This is a genomic window from Agrobacterium sp. NPDC058088, assembly GCF_042885035.1.
Lineage (GTDB): Bacteria > Pseudomonadota > Alphaproteobacteria > Rhizobiales > Rhizobiaceae > Agrobacterium.
The window spans coordinates 60,828-79,981 of sequence record NZ_JBHVSU010000006.1 but is presented as its reverse complement, the minus strand read 5'-3'; the positions used below and the strand labels follow the sequence as shown (position 1 = coordinate 79,981).

The 19,154-nt window shown below is 58.8% G+C and carries 15 protein-coding genes and 1 pseudogene; 12 read left to right on the top strand and 4 right to left on the bottom strand.

What is annotated here, in order from left to right; translation table 11 throughout:
- Positions 1-6 precede the first annotated feature (6 nt).
- The 9 genes from ACFVTJ_RS17160 (at position 7) to ACFVTJ_RS17120 (ending at position 10,819) form a co-directional block, all read left to right on the top strand.
- The gene (locus ACFVTJ_RS17160) at positions 7-1,182 is read left to right on the top strand and encodes an ABC transporter permease (protein ID WP_386909390.1); all 1,176 of its coding nucleotides are present in this window, start codon (positions 7-9) and stop codon (positions 1,180-1,182) included.
- Between the two features lie 11 nt (positions 1,183-1,193).
- The gene (locus ACFVTJ_RS17155; RefSeq protein WP_386909388.1) at positions 1,194-2,906 is read left to right on the top strand and encodes an ABC transporter ATP-binding protein; all 1,713 of its coding nucleotides are present in this window, start codon (positions 1,194-1,196) and stop codon (positions 2,904-2,906) included.
- 11 nt (positions 2,907-2,917) lie between these two features.
- Positions 2,918-3,703 (top strand): 2-oxo-tetronate isomerase, encoded by a 786-nt coding sequence (otnI, locus tag ACFVTJ_RS17150; RefSeq protein ID WP_386909386.1) that lies wholly within the window; start codon positions 2,918-2,920, stop codon positions 3,701-3,703.
- Between the two features lie 3 nt (positions 3,704-3,706).
- Positions 3,707-4,558, top strand: coding sequence for a 2-hydroxy-3-oxopropionate reductase (locus ACFVTJ_RS17145; protein ID WP_386909384.1), 852 nt, complete (start codon positions 3,707-3,709; stop codon positions 4,556-4,558).
- 348 nt (positions 4,559-4,906) lie between these two features.
- A complete protein-coding gene (locus tag ACFVTJ_RS17140; protein ID WP_386909382.1) occupies positions 4,907-5,191 on the top strand; it encodes a YMGG-like glycine zipper-containing protein in 285 nt (94 codons plus the stop codon).
- A gap of 203 nt (positions 5,192-5,394) precedes the next feature.
- Positions 5,395-6,069 carry a response regulator gene (locus ACFVTJ_RS17135; protein ID WP_386909380.1) on the top strand — a complete coding sequence of 225 codons (675 nt, stop codon included), beginning with the start codon at positions 5,395-5,397 and terminating at the stop codon, positions 6,067-6,069.
- A 1-nt stretch (position 6,070) separates the two neighbouring features.
- Positions 6,071-7,420: a sensor histidine kinase gene (locus ACFVTJ_RS17130; RefSeq protein WP_386909378.1), complete on the top strand. Its 1,350-nt coding sequence runs from the start codon at positions 6,071-6,073 to the stop codon at positions 7,418-7,420.
- Positions 7,421-7,667: 247 nt separating this feature from the next.
- A complete protein-coding gene (locus ACFVTJ_RS17125) occupies positions 7,668-8,861 on the top strand; it encodes an efflux RND transporter periplasmic adaptor subunit (protein WP_003524013.1) in 1,194 nt (397 codons plus the stop codon).
- Between the two features lie 8 nt (positions 8,862-8,869).
- Positions 8,870-10,819: a MacB family efflux pump subunit gene (locus ACFVTJ_RS17120; protein WP_386909376.1), complete on the top strand. Its 1,950-nt coding sequence runs from the start codon at positions 8,870-8,872 to the stop codon at positions 10,817-10,819.
- Positions 10,820-11,050: 231 nt separating this feature from the next.
- Here the strand turns inward: ACFVTJ_RS17120 and ACFVTJ_RS17115 are convergent.
- The 3 genes and pseudogenes from ACFVTJ_RS17115 to ACFVTJ_RS17105 all read right to left on the bottom strand — a co-directional run bounded on the left by ACFVTJ_RS17115 (position 11,051) and on the right by ACFVTJ_RS17105 (position 13,274).
- Positions 11,051-12,057: pseudogene (locus ACFVTJ_RS17115) on the bottom strand (aldo/keto reductase).
- A gap of 32 nt (positions 12,058-12,089) precedes the next feature.
- On the bottom strand, positions 12,090-12,386 hold the full coding sequence (locus ACFVTJ_RS17110) for a putative quinol monooxygenase (RefSeq protein WP_386909374.1): 297 nt from the start codon (positions 12,384-12,386) through the stop codon (positions 12,090-12,092).
- 78 nt (positions 12,387-12,464) lie between these two features.
- Positions 12,465-13,274 (bottom strand): type 1 glutamine amidotransferase domain-containing protein, encoded by an 810-nt coding sequence (locus ACFVTJ_RS17105; protein WP_386909373.1) that lies wholly within the window; start codon positions 13,272-13,274, stop codon positions 12,465-12,467.
- 131 nt (positions 13,275-13,405) lie between these two features.
- Here ACFVTJ_RS17105 and ACFVTJ_RS17100 point away from each other — a divergent pair, with 131 nt between their 5' ends.
- Positions 13,406-14,317, top strand: a complete 912-nt coding sequence (locus ACFVTJ_RS17100) for a LysR substrate-binding domain-containing protein (RefSeq protein ID WP_386909371.1) — start codon at positions 13,406-13,408, stop codon at positions 14,315-14,317.
- 283 nt (positions 14,318-14,600) lie between these two features.
- On the opposite strand, the gene ACFVTJ_RS17095 is transcribed toward ACFVTJ_RS17100, so the two are convergent.
- Positions 14,601-16,610, bottom strand: a complete 2,010-nt coding sequence (locus ACFVTJ_RS17095) for an ankyrin repeat domain-containing protein (protein ID WP_386909369.1) — start codon at positions 16,608-16,610, stop codon at positions 14,601-14,603.
- A 510-nt stretch (positions 16,611-17,120) separates the two neighbouring features.
- On the opposite strand from ACFVTJ_RS17095, the gene ACFVTJ_RS17090 reads away from it, so the two are divergent.
- Complete coding sequence (locus tag ACFVTJ_RS17090) at positions 17,121-18,206, top strand: GSU2403 family nucleotidyltransferase fold protein (protein ID WP_386909367.1); 1,086 nt, start codon at positions 17,121-17,123, stop codon at positions 18,204-18,206.
- Between the two features lie 409 nt (positions 18,207-18,615).
- Positions 18,616-19,092, top strand: a complete 477-nt coding sequence (locus ACFVTJ_RS17085) for an Hsp20 family protein (protein ID WP_386909365.1) — start codon at positions 18,616-18,618, stop codon at positions 19,090-19,092.
- Positions 19,093-19,154 lie beyond the last annotated feature (62 nt).

Sequence of the window (19,154 nt, the reverse complement as noted above, 5' to 3'; positions counted from 1 at the left end):
GTGGCCATGTCGATCAACCAGAACCCCACCATCGCGCTGGAAACCGGCCCCGCCATCAGCCCTCTGAAGTCCGGGCGCAAGGTAGTAAGTCTCGAGGCGGCAGGGCAATGGACGCTCATTCGCCAGCGCTTCTTCCGCCACAAGGTCGCAGCATTTGCTGCGGGCATCATTCTGTTGCTCTATTTCATCGGTGCCTTTGCCGAGTTCCTTGCTCCGGGCCTGCCGAACACCTCGCGCCCGCAATACACGTTTGCGCCGCCGCAAAGCATCGCTTTATTTGCGCCGGCTGCCGATGGCGGTTCCCGCTTTCTGCCGCACGTGAAGGGCTACAAGATCGAGATCGAGCCCAAAGCCCTCCGCCGCAGCTTCGTCGTCGACGACACGAAAATCATTCCTATCGGATTTTTCGTCAAAGGTGCGCCTTACAAGCTGTGGGGCATCATCCCGATGGAAAGGCATCTGGTCGGGCCGCTTGACGCCCGCGATCCAATGTACCTGTTGGGTTCGGACCGGCTCGGACGGGACCTCATGAGCCGCCTCATCTATGGAACCCGCGTCTCCATGTCTATCGGCCTTGTGGGGGTTGCCATTTCGCTGACGCTCGGCGTCGTGATGGGTGCGGTCTCAGGTTATTACGGCGGCTGGGTCGATACTCTCATCCAGCGTATCATCGAGATTGTGAGCGCCATGCCGACGATCCCGCTTTGGCTGGGGCTGGCCGCTGCCATCCCCCTAAACTGGTCGCCGCTTTCGGTATATTTCGTCGTGACCCTGATTGTTTCGCTGCTGAGCTGGACGGGTTTGGCACGCGAGGTGCGGGGACGATTCTTCGCGCTTCGCGGCGATGACTTCGTGACGGCTGCCCGGCTGGACGGTGCAGGGGAAAGGCGGATCATATTCCGCCACATCCTTCCATCACTAACCAGCCACATTCTGGCGGTGGTGACACTTGCCATTCCGACCATGATCGTCGCTGAAACCTCGCTGTCGTTTCTCGGGGTCGGTCTGAAACCGCCGGTCGTCAGCTGGGGGGTGCTGTTGCAGGATGCCCAGAACGTGCGCACAGTTGCCACCGCACCATGGCTGCTGATCTGGCCGAGCCTTGCGGTGGTCCTGGCGGTGCTGTCCTTCAATTTCTTCGGCGATGGCTTGCGCGATGCAGCCGACCCTTACGATAGCTGAAAGGAAGTGAGATGACGAAGCACGAAACCTTGCTGGCGGTCAAAGACCTCTCCATCGATTTCCATCTCAGAACCCATGTGCTCCATGCCGTCCGCAATGTCAGTTTTGACCTTGAACGCGGAAAGACGCTTGCACTGGTGGGAGAAAGCGGTTCAGGCAAATCCGTGACCGCCCGTGCCCTGATGCGGATCATCGACAAGCCCGGACAGATGACAGGCGGCCAGATCGTTCTCGATGGGCCCAACGGACCAGTCGATATCGCGAAATTTGCCGCGAGCAGTCGCGAGGTCCTGGCCATTCGCGGTGGACGGATCGGCCTGATTTTTCAGGAACCGATGAGTTCGCTATCGCCGGTCCATACCATCGGCTCACAGATCATAGAAGCCGTGCGTCTGCATCGCCGCGTGTCGAAGAGGCAGGCTCGGGAGCGCTGTATCGAACTGCTGCACCAGGTGGAGATACCGCAGCCGGAAGTGATGGCTGACAGATACACCTTCGAGTTTTCCGGCGGCATGCGCCAGCGGGCGATGATTGCCATGGCGCTGGCCTGCGACCCGGAAGTTTTGATCGCCGATGAACCGACGACGGCGCTGGATGTGACGACGCAGGCCGAAATACTCGATCTCATCAAGCGGCTGCAGGTGGAGCGCGGCATGGCGATGCTGCTCATCACCCACGACATGGGCATCGTTGCCGAAGTGGCCGACGAGGTCGCCGTCATGCGCTTTGGCAAGATCGTCGAAAAAGGGCCGGTGGACGAGATTTTCCACGCCAGCAAGCATCCCTACACGCGGCAACTTCTGGAAGCGACGGTCAAGCTTGAGAGCGGCGCAGCGTCTCGCATGCTGCCGGCGTCGCTCACGGCCAACGTGGATCCGATCTTGTCAGTGCGCAATCTGTCCAAAGTCTACGGCGCGCCGTCCGGACTGTTTTCGCGCGGCGGTGGTCGTGGGCTGGTGGCGGTGGACGATGCAAGTCTCGACCTGTTTGCCGGCGAAAATCTCGGCATTGTCGGCGAAAGCGGATCAGGCAAAACCACACTAGGACGAATGATACTGCGGATCGTTGAGCCGAGTTCCGGCAAAATTGCGTATCGCGGACGCCCGGATGCGGCCCCGATGGACGTCACCACGCTGAACAAAGTGGACTTGCGCCGCTACCACCAGGATGTGCGTCTTATCTTTCAGGACCCATTTGCGTCGCTCAACCCCCGTATGACGGTGAAGCAGATCATCGGAGATCCTCTGGTCATCGCCGGTGGCATGCCCGGCAAAGCGGTGGAGACCCGCGTTGCCGAACTTTTACAAAAGGTCGGGCTCGATCCCTTGGCGATGGAAAGATACCCGCATGCCTTTTCCGGTGGCCAACGCCAGCGGATCGGGATTGCAAGAGCGCTCGCCGTCAACCCGAAGGTCATCGTCGCCGATGAGGCGACTTCGGCTCTCGACGTGTCGATCCGAAGCCAGATCCTCGACCTGCTGCTCGACATTCAAAAGCAGCTCAATCTAAGCTTCATCTTCATTTCGCACGATATCTCGGTGGTGCGCTATTTCTGCGACCGCGTCGCCGTCATGCACAAAGGGAAGATCGTCGAGATCGGAGATGCGGAAACCATTTGCACCACGCCCTCGCAGCCCTATACCAAGCGACTGATCTCTTCTGTTCCGAACCCCGACCCCCGCAACAAGCGCATGCTGCACCGCCTGCGCGCAGACCAAGTTTGAGGTCATTCCCGATGCCGAAATTCGCCGCCAATCTGTCCATGCTTTATACAGAACATCCGTTCATGGAACGGTTTGCCGCTGCCGCTGCCGATGGTTTTGCGGCAGTCGAATATGTCAGCCCCTACGAGGAGGAGGCGGAGACGATTGCAGCGGAGCTCAGGAGGCACAATCTGACGCAGGCCCTGTTCAACCTGCCGCCCGGCAACTGGGCTGCAGGCGATCGCGGCATAGCCTGCCTGCCGGACAGGGTCTCCGAATTTGAGACATCCGTTGAAACGGCGATCCGCTATGCAAAAATTCTGGGATGCCGAAAGATCAATTGTCTGGCCGGTATTCAACCGCCCGGCGTCGATCCGCAGGTTCTGGAAGACACGCTCGTCGGCAATCTCGGGCACGCCGCGCAACGTCTGGCGGATGCCGGAATTGCCCTTGTCTTCGAGCCCATCAACACCCGCGACATACCCGGATATTTCGTCACCAACACCGATCAGGCCGAACGGATCATGGACCGTGTCGGGCATTCCAACCTGCTGATACAGTATGACTTCTACCACATGCAGATCATGCAGGGCGATCTCGTCACGACCTTCGAGCGCCTGCAGGATAAAATCGGCCACGTTCAGATCGCCGATAATCCCGGACGTCACGAGCCGGGGACGGGCGAGATCAACCACGATTTCATCTTCAAGCGTCTGGATGAACTTGGTTACGACGGATGGGTCGGCTGCGAATATCGACCGGCGTCGACCACCAGCGCGGGTCTTGGCTGGTTGAAAGCATATCAACAGGAGGATTGAGCCATGAAAATAGGATTTATCGGACTGGGCGTCATGGGCCGCCCGATGACGCAGCATCTGATCGATGCCGGACATGAGCTTTATCTTCACCGGGTCAAACCCGTGTCGAACTACCTCGTGGGAAACGGTGCGAAGGCCTGCGATTCAGCTACAGAAGTGGCGCGCAGCGCCGAAATCGTGATTTTGATGCTGCCGGACACCCCCGATGTGGAAGCAGTTTTGTTTGGTGATGATGGCGTCGCGCAAGGCCTTGATGCGGGAAAGCTCGTCATCGACATGAGCTCGATTTCACCGATTGCGACGAAGGATTTTGCCGCCCGTATTGAGGCGCTGGGATGCGATTATCTCGACGCGCCGGTGTCGGGCGGTGAAGTTGGTGCCAAAGCGGCGTCGCTGACCATCATGGTCGGCGGCAAACCGGATATTTTCGAGCGCGCAAGGCCGCTGTTTGAGAAGATGGGCAAGAACATCACCCTGATCGGTGACGTGGGAAACGGGCAGGTTGCAAAGGTCGCTAACCAGATTGTTGTCGCCCTGAATATTCAGGCTGTTTCGGAAGCCCTTCGCTTTTCGAAGAAAGCCGGAGCGGACCCCTCCATCGTGCGCAAGGCGTTGATGGGTGGCTTTGCCGCGTCCCGCGTACTGGAGGTTCACGGCGAAAGGATGATCAACGAAACATTCGAGCCCGGCTTTCGCATAAGTTTGCATCACAAGGACATATCGCTCGCGCTTGAGTCGGCGCGTCTGCTGGAGCTTATGCTGCCCAACACTGCGATGGTTCATCAGTTGATGAATGGCGCGCTGGAAAAAGGCCTGGGCGACAAAGACCACTCGGCGTTGATCAAAGCCTTGTAGTTCGAACGAGACCTCCTGATTGACGGTCGTCAATCCAGGGTAAAGCGCGCAAAATCAGTATATTAGTCCCTCGGTTAGGCCGCAAGAACGTTGGCGAGGGACTGTATGTCGTCATTTCGGCTCTCCGTCCTGAAACGCAGTGAAGAACAGTGATAGTCCGGGGCCAATGAATGGGCGGCGGTCACCTGAGAGTGGGTGATCGCCAAGACGCGCGTCCGACAGGGATTTGCTCTTTCGACAGGTGTCGAACGCCGGTTCTGCGTAACTTCCCCGTAATTTTCGGCGGTCATACGTCTCTGCCTCAACGGTCGACGGATGGCCGCAGTGGCGGTGAACGAAAGGACAGACATGAAAAAGATCATTTCGGGCGTACTTGTTTGCGTGGCACTGACCGCCTGCAGCCAGACGGAAAAGGGCGCCGGCATTGGGGCGGCGAGCGGCGCCATCATTGGTGGGTTGGCAAGCGGTACTTGGGAAGGCGCCGCAGTGGGAGCCGCCGCAGGCGGCGCGGGTGGCGCTGTGATAGGCAACGTCAGCGAACGGAACGACAGGAACCGCCGCGACCGCTGGGAACGTCGGGATCACCGCGACTACAGCTGCAGATACCGGGATTATTACGGTCGCTGCCGCTAAAGATTGCAGCCGGCTGCCGCCCGTTAAAGGCGAGAGTGATGCCGAGGAACTCCGGCTCTTCTCCTTAGCGTCCACACCAGGTTTTTGACATCCGGTAATCTGACGGTCAGGACGTCCCGAACGTGGAGTTTATCTCGACCGCCGGCCGTCGTTTTGCTGTAGGAATATCGGAACGATAGTCCGACTTGACTGAGTAGGCGCCTATGAAACTTCTACTTATCGAAGACGATCCAGAAATGACCGATGCCTTGAGGGTGGCCCTCTCGCAGCATGGCATTGTCCTTGATGCCGTTGGCGATCTGGCAACGGCGCGCGAAGCAATCGCCATGGCGGACTACGATATCGTCCTTATCGACCGGCAACTGCCTGATGGTGATGGCAGTACCTTCCTTGCGGATTTGCGTGGCGCAGGTTCAAACACGCGATCGATCATCATCTCGGCTCTGAGGTCCACCGACGAGCGAATATCCGGGCTGAATGACGGCGCTGATGATTATTTACCGAAGCCCTTCGAAATTCCCGAACTGGTCGCGAGAATGAGCGCTGTGCTGAGGAGGGCTCCGACAACGGGATCGTCCCTCCTGGCTGCCGGCAACGTTACCTACAATCGTGTATCATGCGATGTACATGTCGATGGCGTCCGGCTTGCGCTCACCCGCAGGGAACTGCTGATCATCGAAACGCTCCTGAGAAACCGTGGGCGGACCGTGTTGCGCTCGTCCCTTGAGGGTCAGGTCTACTCCTTTGACGATGAGATCCAGTCGAACTCACTGGAATCCAACATGTCGCGTCTGCGCCGAAAGCTTGGCGAAGCGGAGGCCAACATCGTTATCAAAAACATTCGAGGCATAGGCTACTACCTTCATGAGCAGAAATAGGATGACCAGCACCTCCCTTCGCTGGCGTTTCACTTTCGGTTTTATTGTCCTCCAGCTCTGTGCGGTCATCGCCTCGCTCAGCCTGGTTTTCTATCTTCTTTCCGGCCTCAAGCCCGATGTGGCGATCACGTCCATCTGGCTGTCTCAGGAAATCGCAGATTCAGTCCGTCTCGAGGCGAATGGCCGAGCGAGTCTGAAGCCCACGGCTGAACTTCAAAAGATTATGGAAGACTCGCCTAACCTTTGGTTCGTGGCAGACCTGGGCAAAGATATCGTTCTGGCACATGGCGTGCCTCCAGAGAAAATTGCCGACAACATGCCATTCTTGCGGACGTTCAGAAGTGTCGAACTGCATGGCGATCTAGATGATCCGTTGAGTGTGGGCCGCATGGAGCGCTTCGACACCCAGGCCGGTGAGGCGACGATCTTTGCTGGCGGTGTTTCGATGTCTCAATATGGTGTGACCGTACTCTTGGGAAACCTTGCCATCGGTATTCCGGCGCTGATCCTCGTCGCCATTTCGCTCATTGGCACTCCGTTTGTCACACGCTGGGCTTTGCGATCCTTCAGCGATCTGACCACGCGCCTCGACAGGATTGATCTCGACACACGTGGCGCCCTGGTGGAAGAGCGGGGTCTGCCCAATGAAGTGCTTCGACTTGTGCGCGACATCAACAGGGCGCTGCGTCGTCTTGATAGTGGCTTCGAGGCGACAGAGCGCTTCTTCGTCAACGCGGCGCATGAACTTCGAACACCGATCGCTGTCCTGCAGGTCAGGATCGATACGCTTTCACCAAGTTCTGACAAGACCCACCTGCAGACGGCTATCAAGCGACTGACAGCGATCGCAAACCAGCTTCTCGACACCGAGAAGTACCGGCAGAAGCCCCAGCAGAATGCACCTGTCGATCTCAACAGCGTTGTGTCGAAGGTCGTCGCTGACCTCGCTCCCCTGGCGATCGCCGAAGGCTACGAGATTTCGTTCGATAGCGATGCGGAAGATCTGTTCGTTCCGGGTGATGCCGAAGCTTTGGAGCGTGCATTCGTCAATCTGGTCCGTAATGCAGTCCAGTACGGAGGTGGAAAGGGACAGATATCGGTCGGTATTGAGGCTGACGGCAGCGTGACCGTCGCCGATCAGGGTTGCGGAATTGCCAGCGATAAGCAGTCGCGGATATTCGAACCGTTCTACCGGGTCAGCCCTCACGGCTCAGGTGCGGGCCTGGGGCTTAGCATGGTCAATGAGATCGTGACGCGTCACGGCGGCTATGTTGAGCTTTCGTCCGCGCCAGGCAAAGGCAGCACATTTGCCGTGCGCTGGCGCGAAAAGCGCATTTTCCGGCAGCGTTAGGTCCGTCGCCTGCGTCAACAGGTCAAGGCGTCTTCATCCGTCGACATTGGCTGGGCACGGGCGCGATCGCTTGATGTATGGCGGGCAATCTCTGGCACGCCACCCACACTGCAGACACTCTCTGCCGAGCGGTTGATTTTGCGGTGCATGCAAAACAGAGCAGGCGCGACGACAGCTCCCCGTAATTTTCAGGTAACTCTCGTGACAGAGAAAGCCCGCAAATTTCAATAGCATGGGCCACGACTAAATGACACGACACATTACCCGCAAGCGTTTCATTCTGGCGGCGGCAACCCTTGTCGGTCTGCTTGTGGTCTGGCTGCTGTTTCTGCGTCCGCCGGCAAAGCCTGAGCTGGTGACGGCGCAGGCGCGAACGGGTGACATTGAAGAGGTGGTGCTGGCGACCGGGGTTCTCGAACCGCTCGAGCTGGTGCGTGTCGGCGCTCAGGCCTCGGGTCGCATTGAGCATCTGGCTGTCAAGATCGGTGACATCGTCGAGGCTGGCCAACTGGTGGCCGAGATCGATTCCCAGACCCGGCGCAACACCTTGCGGGACCGTGAGGCCGCTTTGGCCAACATCCGCGCCGTTCACGCCGCGCGCAGAGCCAGTCTGGTGAAAGCTGAGAAGGATTACGAGCGAGAGCGTGACCTGTTGGCGGGTGGTTCCACGCCGCGCGCCCAGTATGATGCCGCGGTGGCGATGCGAGACACCGCGCGGGCTGAGGTTCAATCGCTGGACGCTCAGGTCGCCCAAGCGCAGGTCGCGCTGGAGTCTGCAGGTATAGAACTGGACTATACGCGCATCACTTCCCCAATCGCCGGCACTGTGGTCGCGATCGTCACTGACGAGGGCCAAACCGTGAATGCCCTGCAGACTGCGCCGACCATCGTCATGATCGCGCGATTGGACACAATGACGGTGCGCGCGGATATCTCCGAGGCTGACGTCGTGCGTGTGCGGCGGGGCCTGCCGGTCTGGTTCAGCATTCTTGGCGATCCGAAGCGTCGTTTCGATGGGGAGTTGCGACAGGTGGAGCCGGCCCCCGCGTCTATTGCCAACGAAGGCAACGCTGCCGCGAGTGGAACGAGCTCGACAAAGGGCGCTGTCTATTACACCGGGCTGATCGACGTGGCGAACGCGGACGGGGTCCTGCGGCCCTCCATGACGGCGCAGGTGTCCATCGTCTTGAGCCGCGTCAGCGGCACCGTGCTGGTTCCGCTCAGCGCAGTGGAAGGGGCACCGCGGGCCGGCGATACGGCGCGTGTGCGCATACTGGATGCGATGGGCGAGGTCCAGATCCGGCAGGTCCAGGTCGGCATCGATAACGGCGCGGACATCCAGATTCTGAGTGGTCTTCAGGCCGGCGACACCATCGTCCTGGGAGCATCCACCGACGAACGCACGGATGGCCAGGCTCAACTGGCCGCGGCGAAGCGGTAGGGCGCGCTATGACGGAACCACTGATCCGGGTACGTGGGGTATCCCGCGCTTTCCCCTCAGGCGACGAGATGGTGCGGGTGCTGAAAGACGTCGACCTCGACATTGAGGCGGGCGAGATGATGGCCATCATCGGTGCTTCTGGCTCCGGCAAGTCGACGCTGATGAACATTCTTGGCTGCCTCGATCGTCCGACGGACGGCAGCTACTGGATCGAAGGGCGCGAGACCTCGAAGATGTCCGTGGACGAACTGGCCGCGCTACGCCGTGAGCGTTTTGGTTTCATCTTCCAGCGTTATCATCTGCTTGGCGATCTAAGCGCGGCCAGCAACGTCGAGGTGCCGGCTATCTATGCCGGACGCAGCCGATCCGACCGGCACAAGCGAGCGATCTCCTTGTTGACCCGGCTGGGCCTCGCCGAGCGGACGGGCAATATCCCGGGCAAGCTTTCGGGCGGCCAGCAGCAGCGGGTGTCGATCGCCCGCGCGCTGATGAATGGCGGCGAGATAATTCTGGCCGACGAACCGACCGGAGCGCTGGATACGCACAGTGGCGCCGAAGTCATGAAGATCCTGCGCGAGCTTCACGCCGAGGGGCACACCATCATTCTCGTCACTCACGACAAGAAGATCGCCGAACATGCGGATCGGGTTGTAGAGATCAGCGACGGTATTATCATTTCCGACGAGCGCAATGTATCCAAATCCGCTGCGACGGCGCGTCCCATCCGCGAGCACGCGCCGGGCGCTGGCTGGCGTGGTGCAATTGACCGGATGACTGAGGCCTTTCGTATGGCGGGCGCAGCAATATGGGCGCACAAGATGCGGTCGCTTCTGACCATGCTCGGCATCATCATCGGTATCGCCTCGGTGGCGGCTATCTCGGCACTGGGAGCCGGCTCGCAGCAACAAATCCTGAGCAGTATCAGTTCGCTCGGCACCAACACGATCGAGGTGCGGGCCGGTAAAGGCTTCGGCGATCTGGAAGCCGGCAAGATAAGGACGCTGGTTCCCGCCGATGCAGAAGCGCTGGTGAACCAGCCCTATGTCGACAGCGTGACACCAACCGTCACGACGAGCGTAACTGTCAAGCGCGCCGCCGTGGCCGTCAATGCGTCAGTCACCGGCGTTGGCGCGGACTTCTTTCGTGTACGGGGTCTTGAGCTGGCGCATGGACAACTGTTCGACGCCCAGGACGTTACCGCCTACAGCCAGAATGTGGTGATCGATGCAAACGCTGCGCGAGACCTGTTTCCAGACCGGGCAAACCCGGTGGGGCAGGTCATCCTTTTGGGCACAATGCCGGCGAGGGTCACAGGCGTGACGAAACAGGAAAACTCTTTCGGTCCGGCTGTTGATAGGTTGACCGTTTATGCGCCCTACACAACCGTCATGGGCCGCATGCTGGGTCGTTCTAACGTCGAGGGTATAACGGTCCGTATAAGAGACGATGTCGATCCGGGCAATGTCGAGGCCGCAGTTTCGCGCCTTATCGAGCGACGGCATGGCGCGAAAGACTTCTTCCTCACCAACTCGGCGACCATTCGCGAGACTATCGAGACCACCACGCAAACCCTGACATTGCTGATTTCGTCAGTCGCCGTGATCTCGCTGATTGTCGGTGGCATCGGCGTGATGAATATCATGCTGGTGTCCGTGACCGAGCGCACCAAGGAGATCGGCGTTCGTGTGGCCGTTGGCGCGCGCCGCAGCGATATCCTCTCCCAGTTTCTGATCGAGGCCGTCATGGTCTGCCTTGTCGGCGGCTTCATGGGAGTGATGCTCGCCCTCGGGATCAGCGCTCTTTTTAATTTGCTGAGCCCCGACTTCAAAATGATCTTCTCTTCTGGCTCCATCATTGTGGCCTTCGTCTGCTCCACCCTGATCGGAATTGTCTTCGGCTTCCTTCCCGCCCGCAACGCGGCAAAGCTGGACCCGATAGAAGCCCTTGCGCGCGAATGACGGCTGGAAGCATGCGTGATGGCGTAGTTCGGCGGTGTTCACAGTGTGGTCGAACGACACTCCTCGACCGACCTGTCGCCCCAATTCACCATGGCCGCGACCTGATCATAGGTCATGCCAGTGAGTATTTGCAGGAAGCGAACCCCATAGCCGTCATCCCTTGGCAATTGTAAGTGAAAGGGAAATCGAACTTGGCTGGGCGGGCACAGCGACATGGTTGAACTCTTTCATTCAAGCTGGCAGAGGTGCAGCGGAGTTCACAAGGCCTGATTGGCGCAATTCTTGCCAGAAATCCGCCGGGACGGTTTCTTGAAGAGCTGACCGGTCTTCGGCGATGCGGCTCGGCTGACTGGCGCCCGGAATGACCGCTGCCACGGCCGGATTGGCGAGCGAGAATTGCAGGCCTGCTGCCTTCATGCTGATGCCGTAGCGGTCGGCGATCGCCTTTATGCGAGCGATCTTTTCCTTCATCGGCGCCGTCACGGGCGCATATTCGAAATTCGGGCCACCGACCAGCGCGCCGGAACTGTAGGGACCGCCCACCACGATGCCAAGTCCCCGTTCGGAAACCATCGGCATGACACGCTGGAGGGCGCGATCGTGGTCGAGCAGGGTATAGCGACCGGCCAACAGGAAGCCATCCGGCCGGGGCTCCTGCAATTCGAGCAGAAGTTCGATCGGCTCGACGCGGTTGACGCCAAGGCCCCAGGCTCTGATCACGCCTTCGTCGCGCAGCTTGTCGAGTGCCCTGAACGCGCCCTTGCGCGCAGTTTCGAAAACATCGAGCCATTCGTCGCCGTAGAAATCCTGCGCGACGTCATGGACGAAAGCGATATCGATATGGTCGGTGTTCAGCCTCTTCAGGCTGCCCTCGATGGAGCGCAGGGTTGCGTCCGCCGAGTAATCGTTGACGATCTTGTTGGGGCGGCCGTACTTGAACACTTCACCCTTTCGCCGAGATCACGGGCGCTGACATCCTCAACCTCATCGAGGATGACGCGGCCGACCTTGGTGCTGATCACGTATTGGTCGCGCGGTTTGCCGGCGAGTGCCGCTCCCATGCGGATTTCCGCAAGGCCGGCGCCGTAGAAGGGTGCGTTGTCGTAATAGCGGATGCCATCGTTCCAGGCGGCTTCCACGGTCGCCCGCGCTTCCGGTTCGGGAATGTCGCGGAACATGTTGCCAAGAGGAGCTGCGCCGAAGCCGAGCTTGCCCGGCAGGATATCCTTGATTGCCATTGTCTTTGTCCCTTGTTTTTATCTGCAGATTATCAGGCGACCTTCACCGGGTCCAACACGAGAGCGGTCCGTTTGGCGATATCGTTGATCTTGGAGAAATAGTCCTGGAAATGCGGTGTCTCGCGATGGGCGGCGATCGCGGACTTATCGGTATAAAGCTCATCGAGCACGAAGCGGGTCGGGTCGGCCTGATCCTGCCAGACGTCCCAGCGAAGGTTGCCCGGTTCCGCTCGGCAGGCATCCACCATGCCAAACAGCAGGTCCCTCAGGTCGTCGGCCCGGCCGGGCCGTGCAGCGAGGATCGCCATGATCTTGACGGGTGCGGACATCTTTTCCTCCATTGAATTTGCCAATGATGTTTTTGATCGGCGGGGCGCCTTGCAGCGCCCCGTCATGCCGTCGGCGGTTCAGGCGGCTTTGGCCGTTCCGGCCGAACGGTCGAGCGCTGCGACCAGCCGGGCGGCCAACGGCTTGTCCGAACGTGGGTTCTGTCCGGTGATCAATTCGCGGTCTTCGATGACGTTGGGTTCAAAATTGATGGTCGTGGTGATTACCTCCCCGCCAGCGATCTCAAGGGCATCGACCACATTGAAGTAGAGCTTGGCGTGAAGAATATACTCTTCGACGATCTTCTCTTCCGTATTGGAAAATACCGTCATCTTGTAACCGGCATACGGCCAGTCCTTCGCCCATTCCTTGGCCAATTCAGGTGCCCCGGCCACGAGGGCGGCGCGGAATTCACGGGCATGTGGCATGGCCGAGGCAACCGCGATCGGACCGTGGCAGAGGAGTGCGGTGGGCTTGGCCTTGTCATGGAAGTGGCGGAGGATTTCGCCGAGATCGGCATCCTGCATCAGGTCGACAACCGGAGCCTGGCCACCGGGAACGAAGACGCCCACATAATTGTCGAGGCCTTCGTCGATGACCGAACGCAGCGTGCGCGGTGCGTTCATGGCCGGGTCGTTGGCATAATAGGCCTTGCCTCGGCGATAGGCAGCCTCATCGCCCTCGAAATGGTCGACGCTGTCGGATGCCTCGTCAATATGCGGCTTGGTGCCGTCGGGCGTTGCGAGAACAATCTCGTAACCGGCGTCGACCGCCGCCATGGCCGGCACGACAGTTTCGTTGAGGTACTGGCCCGTGGCGCCGGTGCGTCCGCCCTGGACTTCGATGCGTGTGGCGTTGGAGCCGATCAGAAGAAGTTTACCCTTGCTCATTTTAGTCTCCATCAGGTTTGCCATAAGGCTTGGTTTGCCATCCTTTTCGGATGTGCTGACTATGCTCCAGGCCAAAACATTTCGGAAATTTATTTGTTTTATTTCAGATATTCACATGGCATTATAACTGAATGCGATATGACCTGAACCTGCTGCCAATTTTCGTTGCGTTGATGGAAGAACGTAACGTCACCCGCGCCGCCGAGCGGCTGGGGATCACCCAGCCTGCGCTGTCGAACGCGCTCAACCGACTTCGCGAGACGCTACGCGATCCGCTGTTCATCCGCGAGCGCTACGGCATGCGGCCGACACAGCTCGCCGAGGAAATGGCGCCGATGATCGGCGGGGCACTCTCGCAGTTCGACGCCCTGATCACCGGCCAGCAGGATTTCGATCCTGCCAAGGCGACGCGGTCGTTCACATTGGCCCCAAACAGCTATGTAGAATTCGTGCTCATGCCAACGGTGGTCGCCAGATTGCGGGAGCGGGCCAGAGGAATTAAGCTCCGGCTCGTACCCTATGGCAGCGATCTTGCGGAAACCGGTGTGGTATCTGGCACCACGGAAATAGTCTTCGGCCGGATCATCGATCCACCGGATAATCTCGTCGTGCAGCACCTGATGGATGACGGACTTGCCTGTGTGGTCCGGGCAGGTCATCCGGAGATCGCCGACAGCATTTCCCGCGAGCAATATGAAGCGATGATGCATGTGAACGTCCTGCCACCCGGCAGGCTTCGTGCAGGCCTGTTCCAAGCACTCGATCGGCAGGGCCTGAAGCGCGACGTGGCCGTTTCGGTTACCCATTTTCTCGCCGTGCCGGAAATGATTGCGGTGACGGATTACTGCGCGACGCTGCCGCGCCTCATCTGTCGCGGGCTTGCGCGGGACACGCGCCTAAAGGTGGTGCCGGCACCGGTCGATCTTGGCACGTTCCCCGTCGAAATGGCGTGGCATGTCCGTTACCGCAACGATCCAGCTCACCGCTGGCTGAGGACATTGATAGCTGAAGTTGCGAAAACAGTGTCAGCTGATGCGGCGTGAGAGCGTGACTCTCGGCGGCTTCAAGCCGTGCGATGAAATGCCGTTATGCCGCAAGCATAATTCTCAGACATTTACGCAATTTGGCTACTCTTCGTCGGTTTGAGCTAAAAGTGCTTTAGGGTTAGCCACTCACCGCAAGTCGAAGCCGTGAACGAGAGGTCGCCGATCATTTTAAAAAGCTTGGGGCATAGTTCGGATCTTGGCCGGCACCGTGATGCTTGCCGAAATGTTTGGTGAGGATGCCTACCACCGACGTCACGGCATACAGTACAGCAAAGGCGACCTATTTTAACAAAGCGCGGATGTCCTTCAGCGAGCGTCGCGTAAGATCGAATGCTCGCTTCCCATCGTTGTCCCGGATCGATTTATCAGCACCACGGTCGAGGAGAAGCTGTATGTCGGCCGCCACGTCGGTGTGCTCGACGGCAACATGCAACATCGTGCGGCCCAACCCATCCGTGGCATTGATATCAATGTCAGTCGCCAGGAGGTAATCGAGCATCGCAACCTCGTCGGCCATTGCGGCACGCACGCTGGTCATCGTCAGCAAATTATGGAGAAGCGTACCTCCATCCGGGAGGCGCTCCATAGGGTCCAGGCCATAAGCCTGTATCAGATTGATACCCTCGATGCGGGTGCAATAGCACAGGGTGCTGCGGCCTTTGAGATCGCGCACCTTCGGATCGGCGCCAAGAGCAAGCAGCGCTTTGGCATTGGTGTAATCGCCATTCCAAGCGCCGAGCAAGCTCGCCTGTAGCGGCGTATAAGCCAGAGAGGTGCTGCTTTCATCACCGGGTTCTGCCACCGCATTGATGTCGGCACCATGTTCGACCAGAACCTTTATCTTTTCGGGCGTACGGGCATAATGGAGTGGCGTCTCGCCGCCGCTCGCACGGGCGTTGACATCCGCCCCATGCTCCAACAACTCTAGGGCAGCGTCGGGCTCTGCCCAGTAAAGCATGGTGGTGCCGTTGTCCCACTTGGCATCGGGATCAGCGCCGGCATCAAGGAGAATTTGCAAGATCTCTAGGAAGCCAGCCTGGTCAATCTGGCGTTCAAGCTGCGGCTTGAGCATATCATCCATCGCTTGACGCATCAGCGCGACCGTTTCAGGATCCAGCCCCGGGGTGTGGAACGATCTCTGTTCGGCCTCCAGACGTTTTTTGAGGCTTTGCTGGTCGGACGCGATAAAACGGTTTCGCTGTGTCATCAGCCGATGGATCGGCCAATATCGCTCGTCCTTCCAGCCATTGACGCGGGCGCCATGAGCCACAAGCCAGCGGGCGGTGTCGGGCGTGCCCGTCGTTGCCGCTTCCGCCATAGCCAGATGACGGGTGTTGAGCGAAGCCCCCGCCTTTACCAGAGCCTCCAGAGCCGCAAAATTACCATAGCGCGTGGCGTAGCTAACAGCGTTTGAGAACTCATCTTCCCAAGGGCTGCTGTCCCCGCCCCAGGCCGGGTTCCAGACCGCATCGGCGGTTGCAGCATCCGCAAGTGCGGTCACGATACCCACCGTGTGATTTTTCCGCGCCGCCTCGAGCAGCGCCCGGTCCACGGGTGTTGTCCCGACGATGACAGGCGGCGGCTCATTTGCGTCGACGGCAGCCGGTTGCCGCTCAAGCCAGCTCCGCCAAGCCTTGCCGCCTTCGCTCTGTGCAGTGAGATAATACGTATCGTCTCTCCAATCGCCGAAGGGCATCCACGACGCCCACTCGGTACCGGCAAAACCGAGCTTGGACATTTCGGTAACGAAGGAAAAGAAGTCGGGCGCGAGCGCCATTCCGTGCAGGACCTGCAACTCGTGGCTAAAATAGCGAACCGGATGCGGCCCATCCGCATTGCGCATGTCGATCGTCAGCATGTCGCCATTGATCAGGGAGTAGAACGGAAACTGTTTCTCCCACATCTCAGGGGTATTCGGCGCTTCAGACGCATCAATGTCTGCTAAAGACCTTTTCCAGTTCAAGAAGTTCGGAATGGCGTCAAATTCTATATGATCGATGTCCCAGATGGCGTCCCGGTTGCAGCTCATCGACGGCAGGTTCTGTCTTTCGAGGGCCTGCAAATGGCTCGGAATATGCCATCCCAAAACGATGCGTCCGGAAAACTTAGTGAGCATCTGGCGCAGTTGTTCCGGTATTGCCTGGCCGTAATTGGTCTCGATACGGTTGATCGCTGCAATCGAGGCCGGCGGCGCAATCGAAAGCGGCGTTACGTCCCATCCCCGCCGCTCGGCGATAGTTTGCATCCAGCGCCAGTCCTGCTGCCAGCGTTTAAACATCTCTTCCACCATGCTATCCCTCTGCGAGCAACCCGTCATTATCGAAGATGCGGCTAAACTCGCGCTAGCCGTCAGGAAGCGCCGGCGCGATAGTCTCCGACTTTGCAACATTGATTTCAGCACCGTTTAGCACGTCCAGATTGTTAAGTAGATTCAAGCACCGGCCGTACAAGAGTTAAACGGAGTGAATCTGCAATAGCAAGGTTAGGGGCCAAGCTGGTTACGGGATAGCAAACATCAATTCCGCCTTCTTTGTTTCGTCAGCCTCGGCTCCTTCGTCATCGCCTGCCTCCCGCCGAGCAGCCGCCCGAAGGCCATAAAGTCCGGCGTCCGTCGGCGACAGTCTGAGGGCGGCGTCGAAGTCAGCGATGGCGTGAGACGTGTCCCCCGGCCCCGCGACGCCAAGCAGGAATGAATAGGATTAGTTGAAAATCTCAGCGGCCTGCGTCGTATTCCGGTTGTGCAGCTTGCGTAAATCGATTGACTATACTAGATTTGAGGAAATGTTATAAGGCGTCTCACATGAAGCAGATCGACCTCATGTTCCGGACAATGGTCGCAGAGTTGCAGCAACGGATTTTTGATGCGCAGTGGTCGGCCGATTTCCCGCCCACTGGTCGCTTTGTCTCGGTCAAGGTAGACAACCGCTCATACTGGTATTTCGACCAACCGGATGGCAAAGGTGGTCAAAAGCGGCGCTATGTAGGCCCTGCTGATGATCACGAGATCACAGCTCGGGTTGAAGCATTCAGGGGCGAAAAGGACGATTACCAGAACAGGCGAAAGATAGTGGCGGCATTGACGCGCGAAGCGGGTCTGGCTGCTCCGGATCGCTTCACAGGCACAGTTGTTGAGGCCTTGGCATCGGCCGGTTTATTCCGGCTCCGTGGTGTCCTCGTCGGCACAGTCGCATTCCAATGTTATGCGGCGTATCTCGGTATCCGCCTGCCTATGGCTGCGATCCTCACAGGTGACGCGGATCTGGCTCAAGATTACGCGATCTCGAGCGAGGTCGAAGATTCAATTCCGCCGATTGTCACTCTCCTTCAGTCCATCGATCCGTCATTCCGGGCCGTACCTCATGTTTCTGGTTCCCCTCGCTCCAATGCTTTCTGCAACTCGACGGGTTACCGAGTAGAGTTCCTGACGACAAATCGGGGATCGGAAGATTACGCTGATCAACCAGAGCAAATGCCTGCTCTCGGCGGCGCGTCTGCCGAACCTCTGCGATATATGGACTTCCTCATCCGTGATCCGGTGCGGACGATCTTGCTGCATGGTGCCGGTGTCTCTGTCGTGGTGCCCGATCCATCACGGTTCGCCGTTCACAAACTGATCGTGGCCGGCCGGCGTCAAGATGATGCCGGTGGAAGGGCAAAGAAGGAAAAAGACTTACGTCAGGCCGGAATGCTGTTTGAGGCATTGCAGGAAACCGGAGGCGGCCGCGATCTGGCCGATGCTCTTCGCGAAGCATGGGGCAGAGGCCCATCTTGGAGGAACGCGATCATAACCGGCGTTGATGCCGTCAACAGGCAATATCAATCGGCTGTCCATCGCACGCTCGATATTCTACCAGTCGATGAGATAGAAGGATCCCGTGGCCTATAACGGGAAAAGAACGCTACCGCGAGCCTTATTGCATCTTTTTGCTTTCGCTTCGTTCCAAGAAGAGAAAACAGACGTGCTCTGTAGCTGGAAGCGGTCCTTCAAGATGATTGGTCGAATGCCGAGTGATCAGGCACGCACCATCTATCGAACGCAGGAATTGAGAGCCTGACTTCTTCGGGTCAAAACATGTGTCTGTCGACGCTTGGCTGGCTCGGCCAGGCGTGCAAGCGTCCCTGCGATCAAACGGTCGGGGCGCCGTCAACGAGGTCAAAATTTTTCGGCCGGTGCTCTTGAAACCGAAATTTTCGAAACCAAATCGATTGCCGCCAACTGCTGAGACAGAGTTGGACTTGCTGGAGCGCTGCCTTTCGGCGCCCCGTACCCATGTTGCTTCAAGGAGGATATGGCTATGGCAACATCTTACGACTACACACCGTTGTTCCGCTCGACCGTCGGCTTCGACAGGGTGTTCAATCTTCTCGAAAACGCCCAACGCGCTCGCTCGATCAGCGATTGGCCGCCTTATGACATCGTCAAGACTGGCGATGACAGCTATCGCATCTCGATCGCGGTGGCCGGTTTTGCGCAGGATGATCTCGACGTGACCTTCCAGTCAAACCTGCTGACGGTCACTGGCAAGAAACAGGAGGCCGCCAATGAAGGCTACCTGCATCGCGGCATCGCTGGAAGACCGTTCGAGCACCGCTTCGAGCTTGCCGACCATGTCCGGGTAAACGGCGCCGATCTGCAGAACGGTCTCCTGTCGATCGATCTCGTGCGTGAGATCCCGGAGGCTCTGAAGCCGCGCAGAATCGATATTCAGACCAACACGGCTTTCGCACAACAGGTCGGCCCGGCGCAGATCGAAGCGCAGAAGGCGGCCTAATCGAAACCTTGGAGAACGGGCGCCGTTGTGGCGGCGCCCATCGATATCGCGGGTTGGGAAGG

What these genes read in the sequence shown, in the direction of transcription:
- ACFVTJ_RS17130 (WP_386909378.1), top strand. Translation starts at nt 6,071, where the DNA reads ATGACCAGCACCTCCCTTCGCTGGCGTTTCACTTTCGGTTTTATTGTC.
- ACFVTJ_RS17155 (WP_386909388.1), top strand. Translation starts at nt 1,194, where the DNA reads ATGACGAAGCACGAAACCTTGCTGGCGGTCAAAGACCTCTCCATCGAT.
- ACFVTJ_RS17095 (WP_386909369.1), bottom strand. Translation starts at nt 16,610, where the DNA reads ATGGTGGAAGAGATGTTTAAACGCTGGCAGCAGGACTGGCGCTGGATG.
- ACFVTJ_RS17110 (WP_386909374.1), bottom strand. Translation starts at nt 12,386, where the DNA reads ATGTCCGCACCCGTCAAGATCATGGCGATCCTCGCTGCACGGCCCGGC.
- otnI (WP_386909386.1), top strand. Translation starts at nt 2,918, where the DNA reads ATGCCGAAATTCGCCGCCAATCTGTCCATGCTTTATACAGAACATCCG.
- ACFVTJ_RS17105 (WP_386909373.1), bottom strand. Translation starts at nt 13,274, where the DNA reads ATGAGCAAGGGTAAACTTCTTCTGATCGGCTCCAACGCCACACGCATC.
- ACFVTJ_RS17090 (WP_386909367.1), top strand. Translation starts at nt 17,121, where the DNA reads ATGAAGCAGATCGACCTCATGTTCCGGACAATGGTCGCAGAGTTGCAG.
- ACFVTJ_RS17085 (WP_386909365.1), top strand. Translation starts at nt 18,616, where the DNA reads ATGGCAACATCTTACGACTACACACCGTTGTTCCGCTCGACCGTCGGC.
- ACFVTJ_RS17140 (WP_386909382.1), top strand. Translation starts at nt 4,907, where the DNA reads ATGAAAAAGATCATTTCGGGCGTACTTGTTTGCGTGGCACTGACCGCC.
- ACFVTJ_RS17125 (WP_003524013.1), top strand. Translation starts at nt 7,668, where the DNA reads ATGACACGACACATTACCCGCAAGCGTTTCATTCTGGCGGCGGCAACC.
- ACFVTJ_RS17135 (WP_386909380.1), top strand. Translation starts at nt 5,395, where the DNA reads ATGAAACTTCTACTTATCGAAGACGATCCAGAAATGACCGATGCCTTG.
- ACFVTJ_RS17160 (WP_386909390.1), top strand. Translation starts at nt 7, where the DNA reads ATGTCGATCAACCAGAACCCCACCATCGCGCTGGAAACCGGCCCCGCC.
- ACFVTJ_RS17120 (WP_386909376.1), top strand. Translation starts at nt 8,870, where the DNA reads ATGACGGAACCACTGATCCGGGTACGTGGGGTATCCCGCGCTTTCCCC.
- ACFVTJ_RS17145 (WP_386909384.1), top strand. Translation starts at nt 3,707, where the DNA reads ATGAAAATAGGATTTATCGGACTGGGCGTCATGGGCCGCCCGATGACG.
- ACFVTJ_RS17100 (WP_386909371.1), top strand. Translation starts at nt 13,406, where the DNA reads ATGCGATATGACCTGAACCTGCTGCCAATTTTCGTTGCGTTGATGGAA.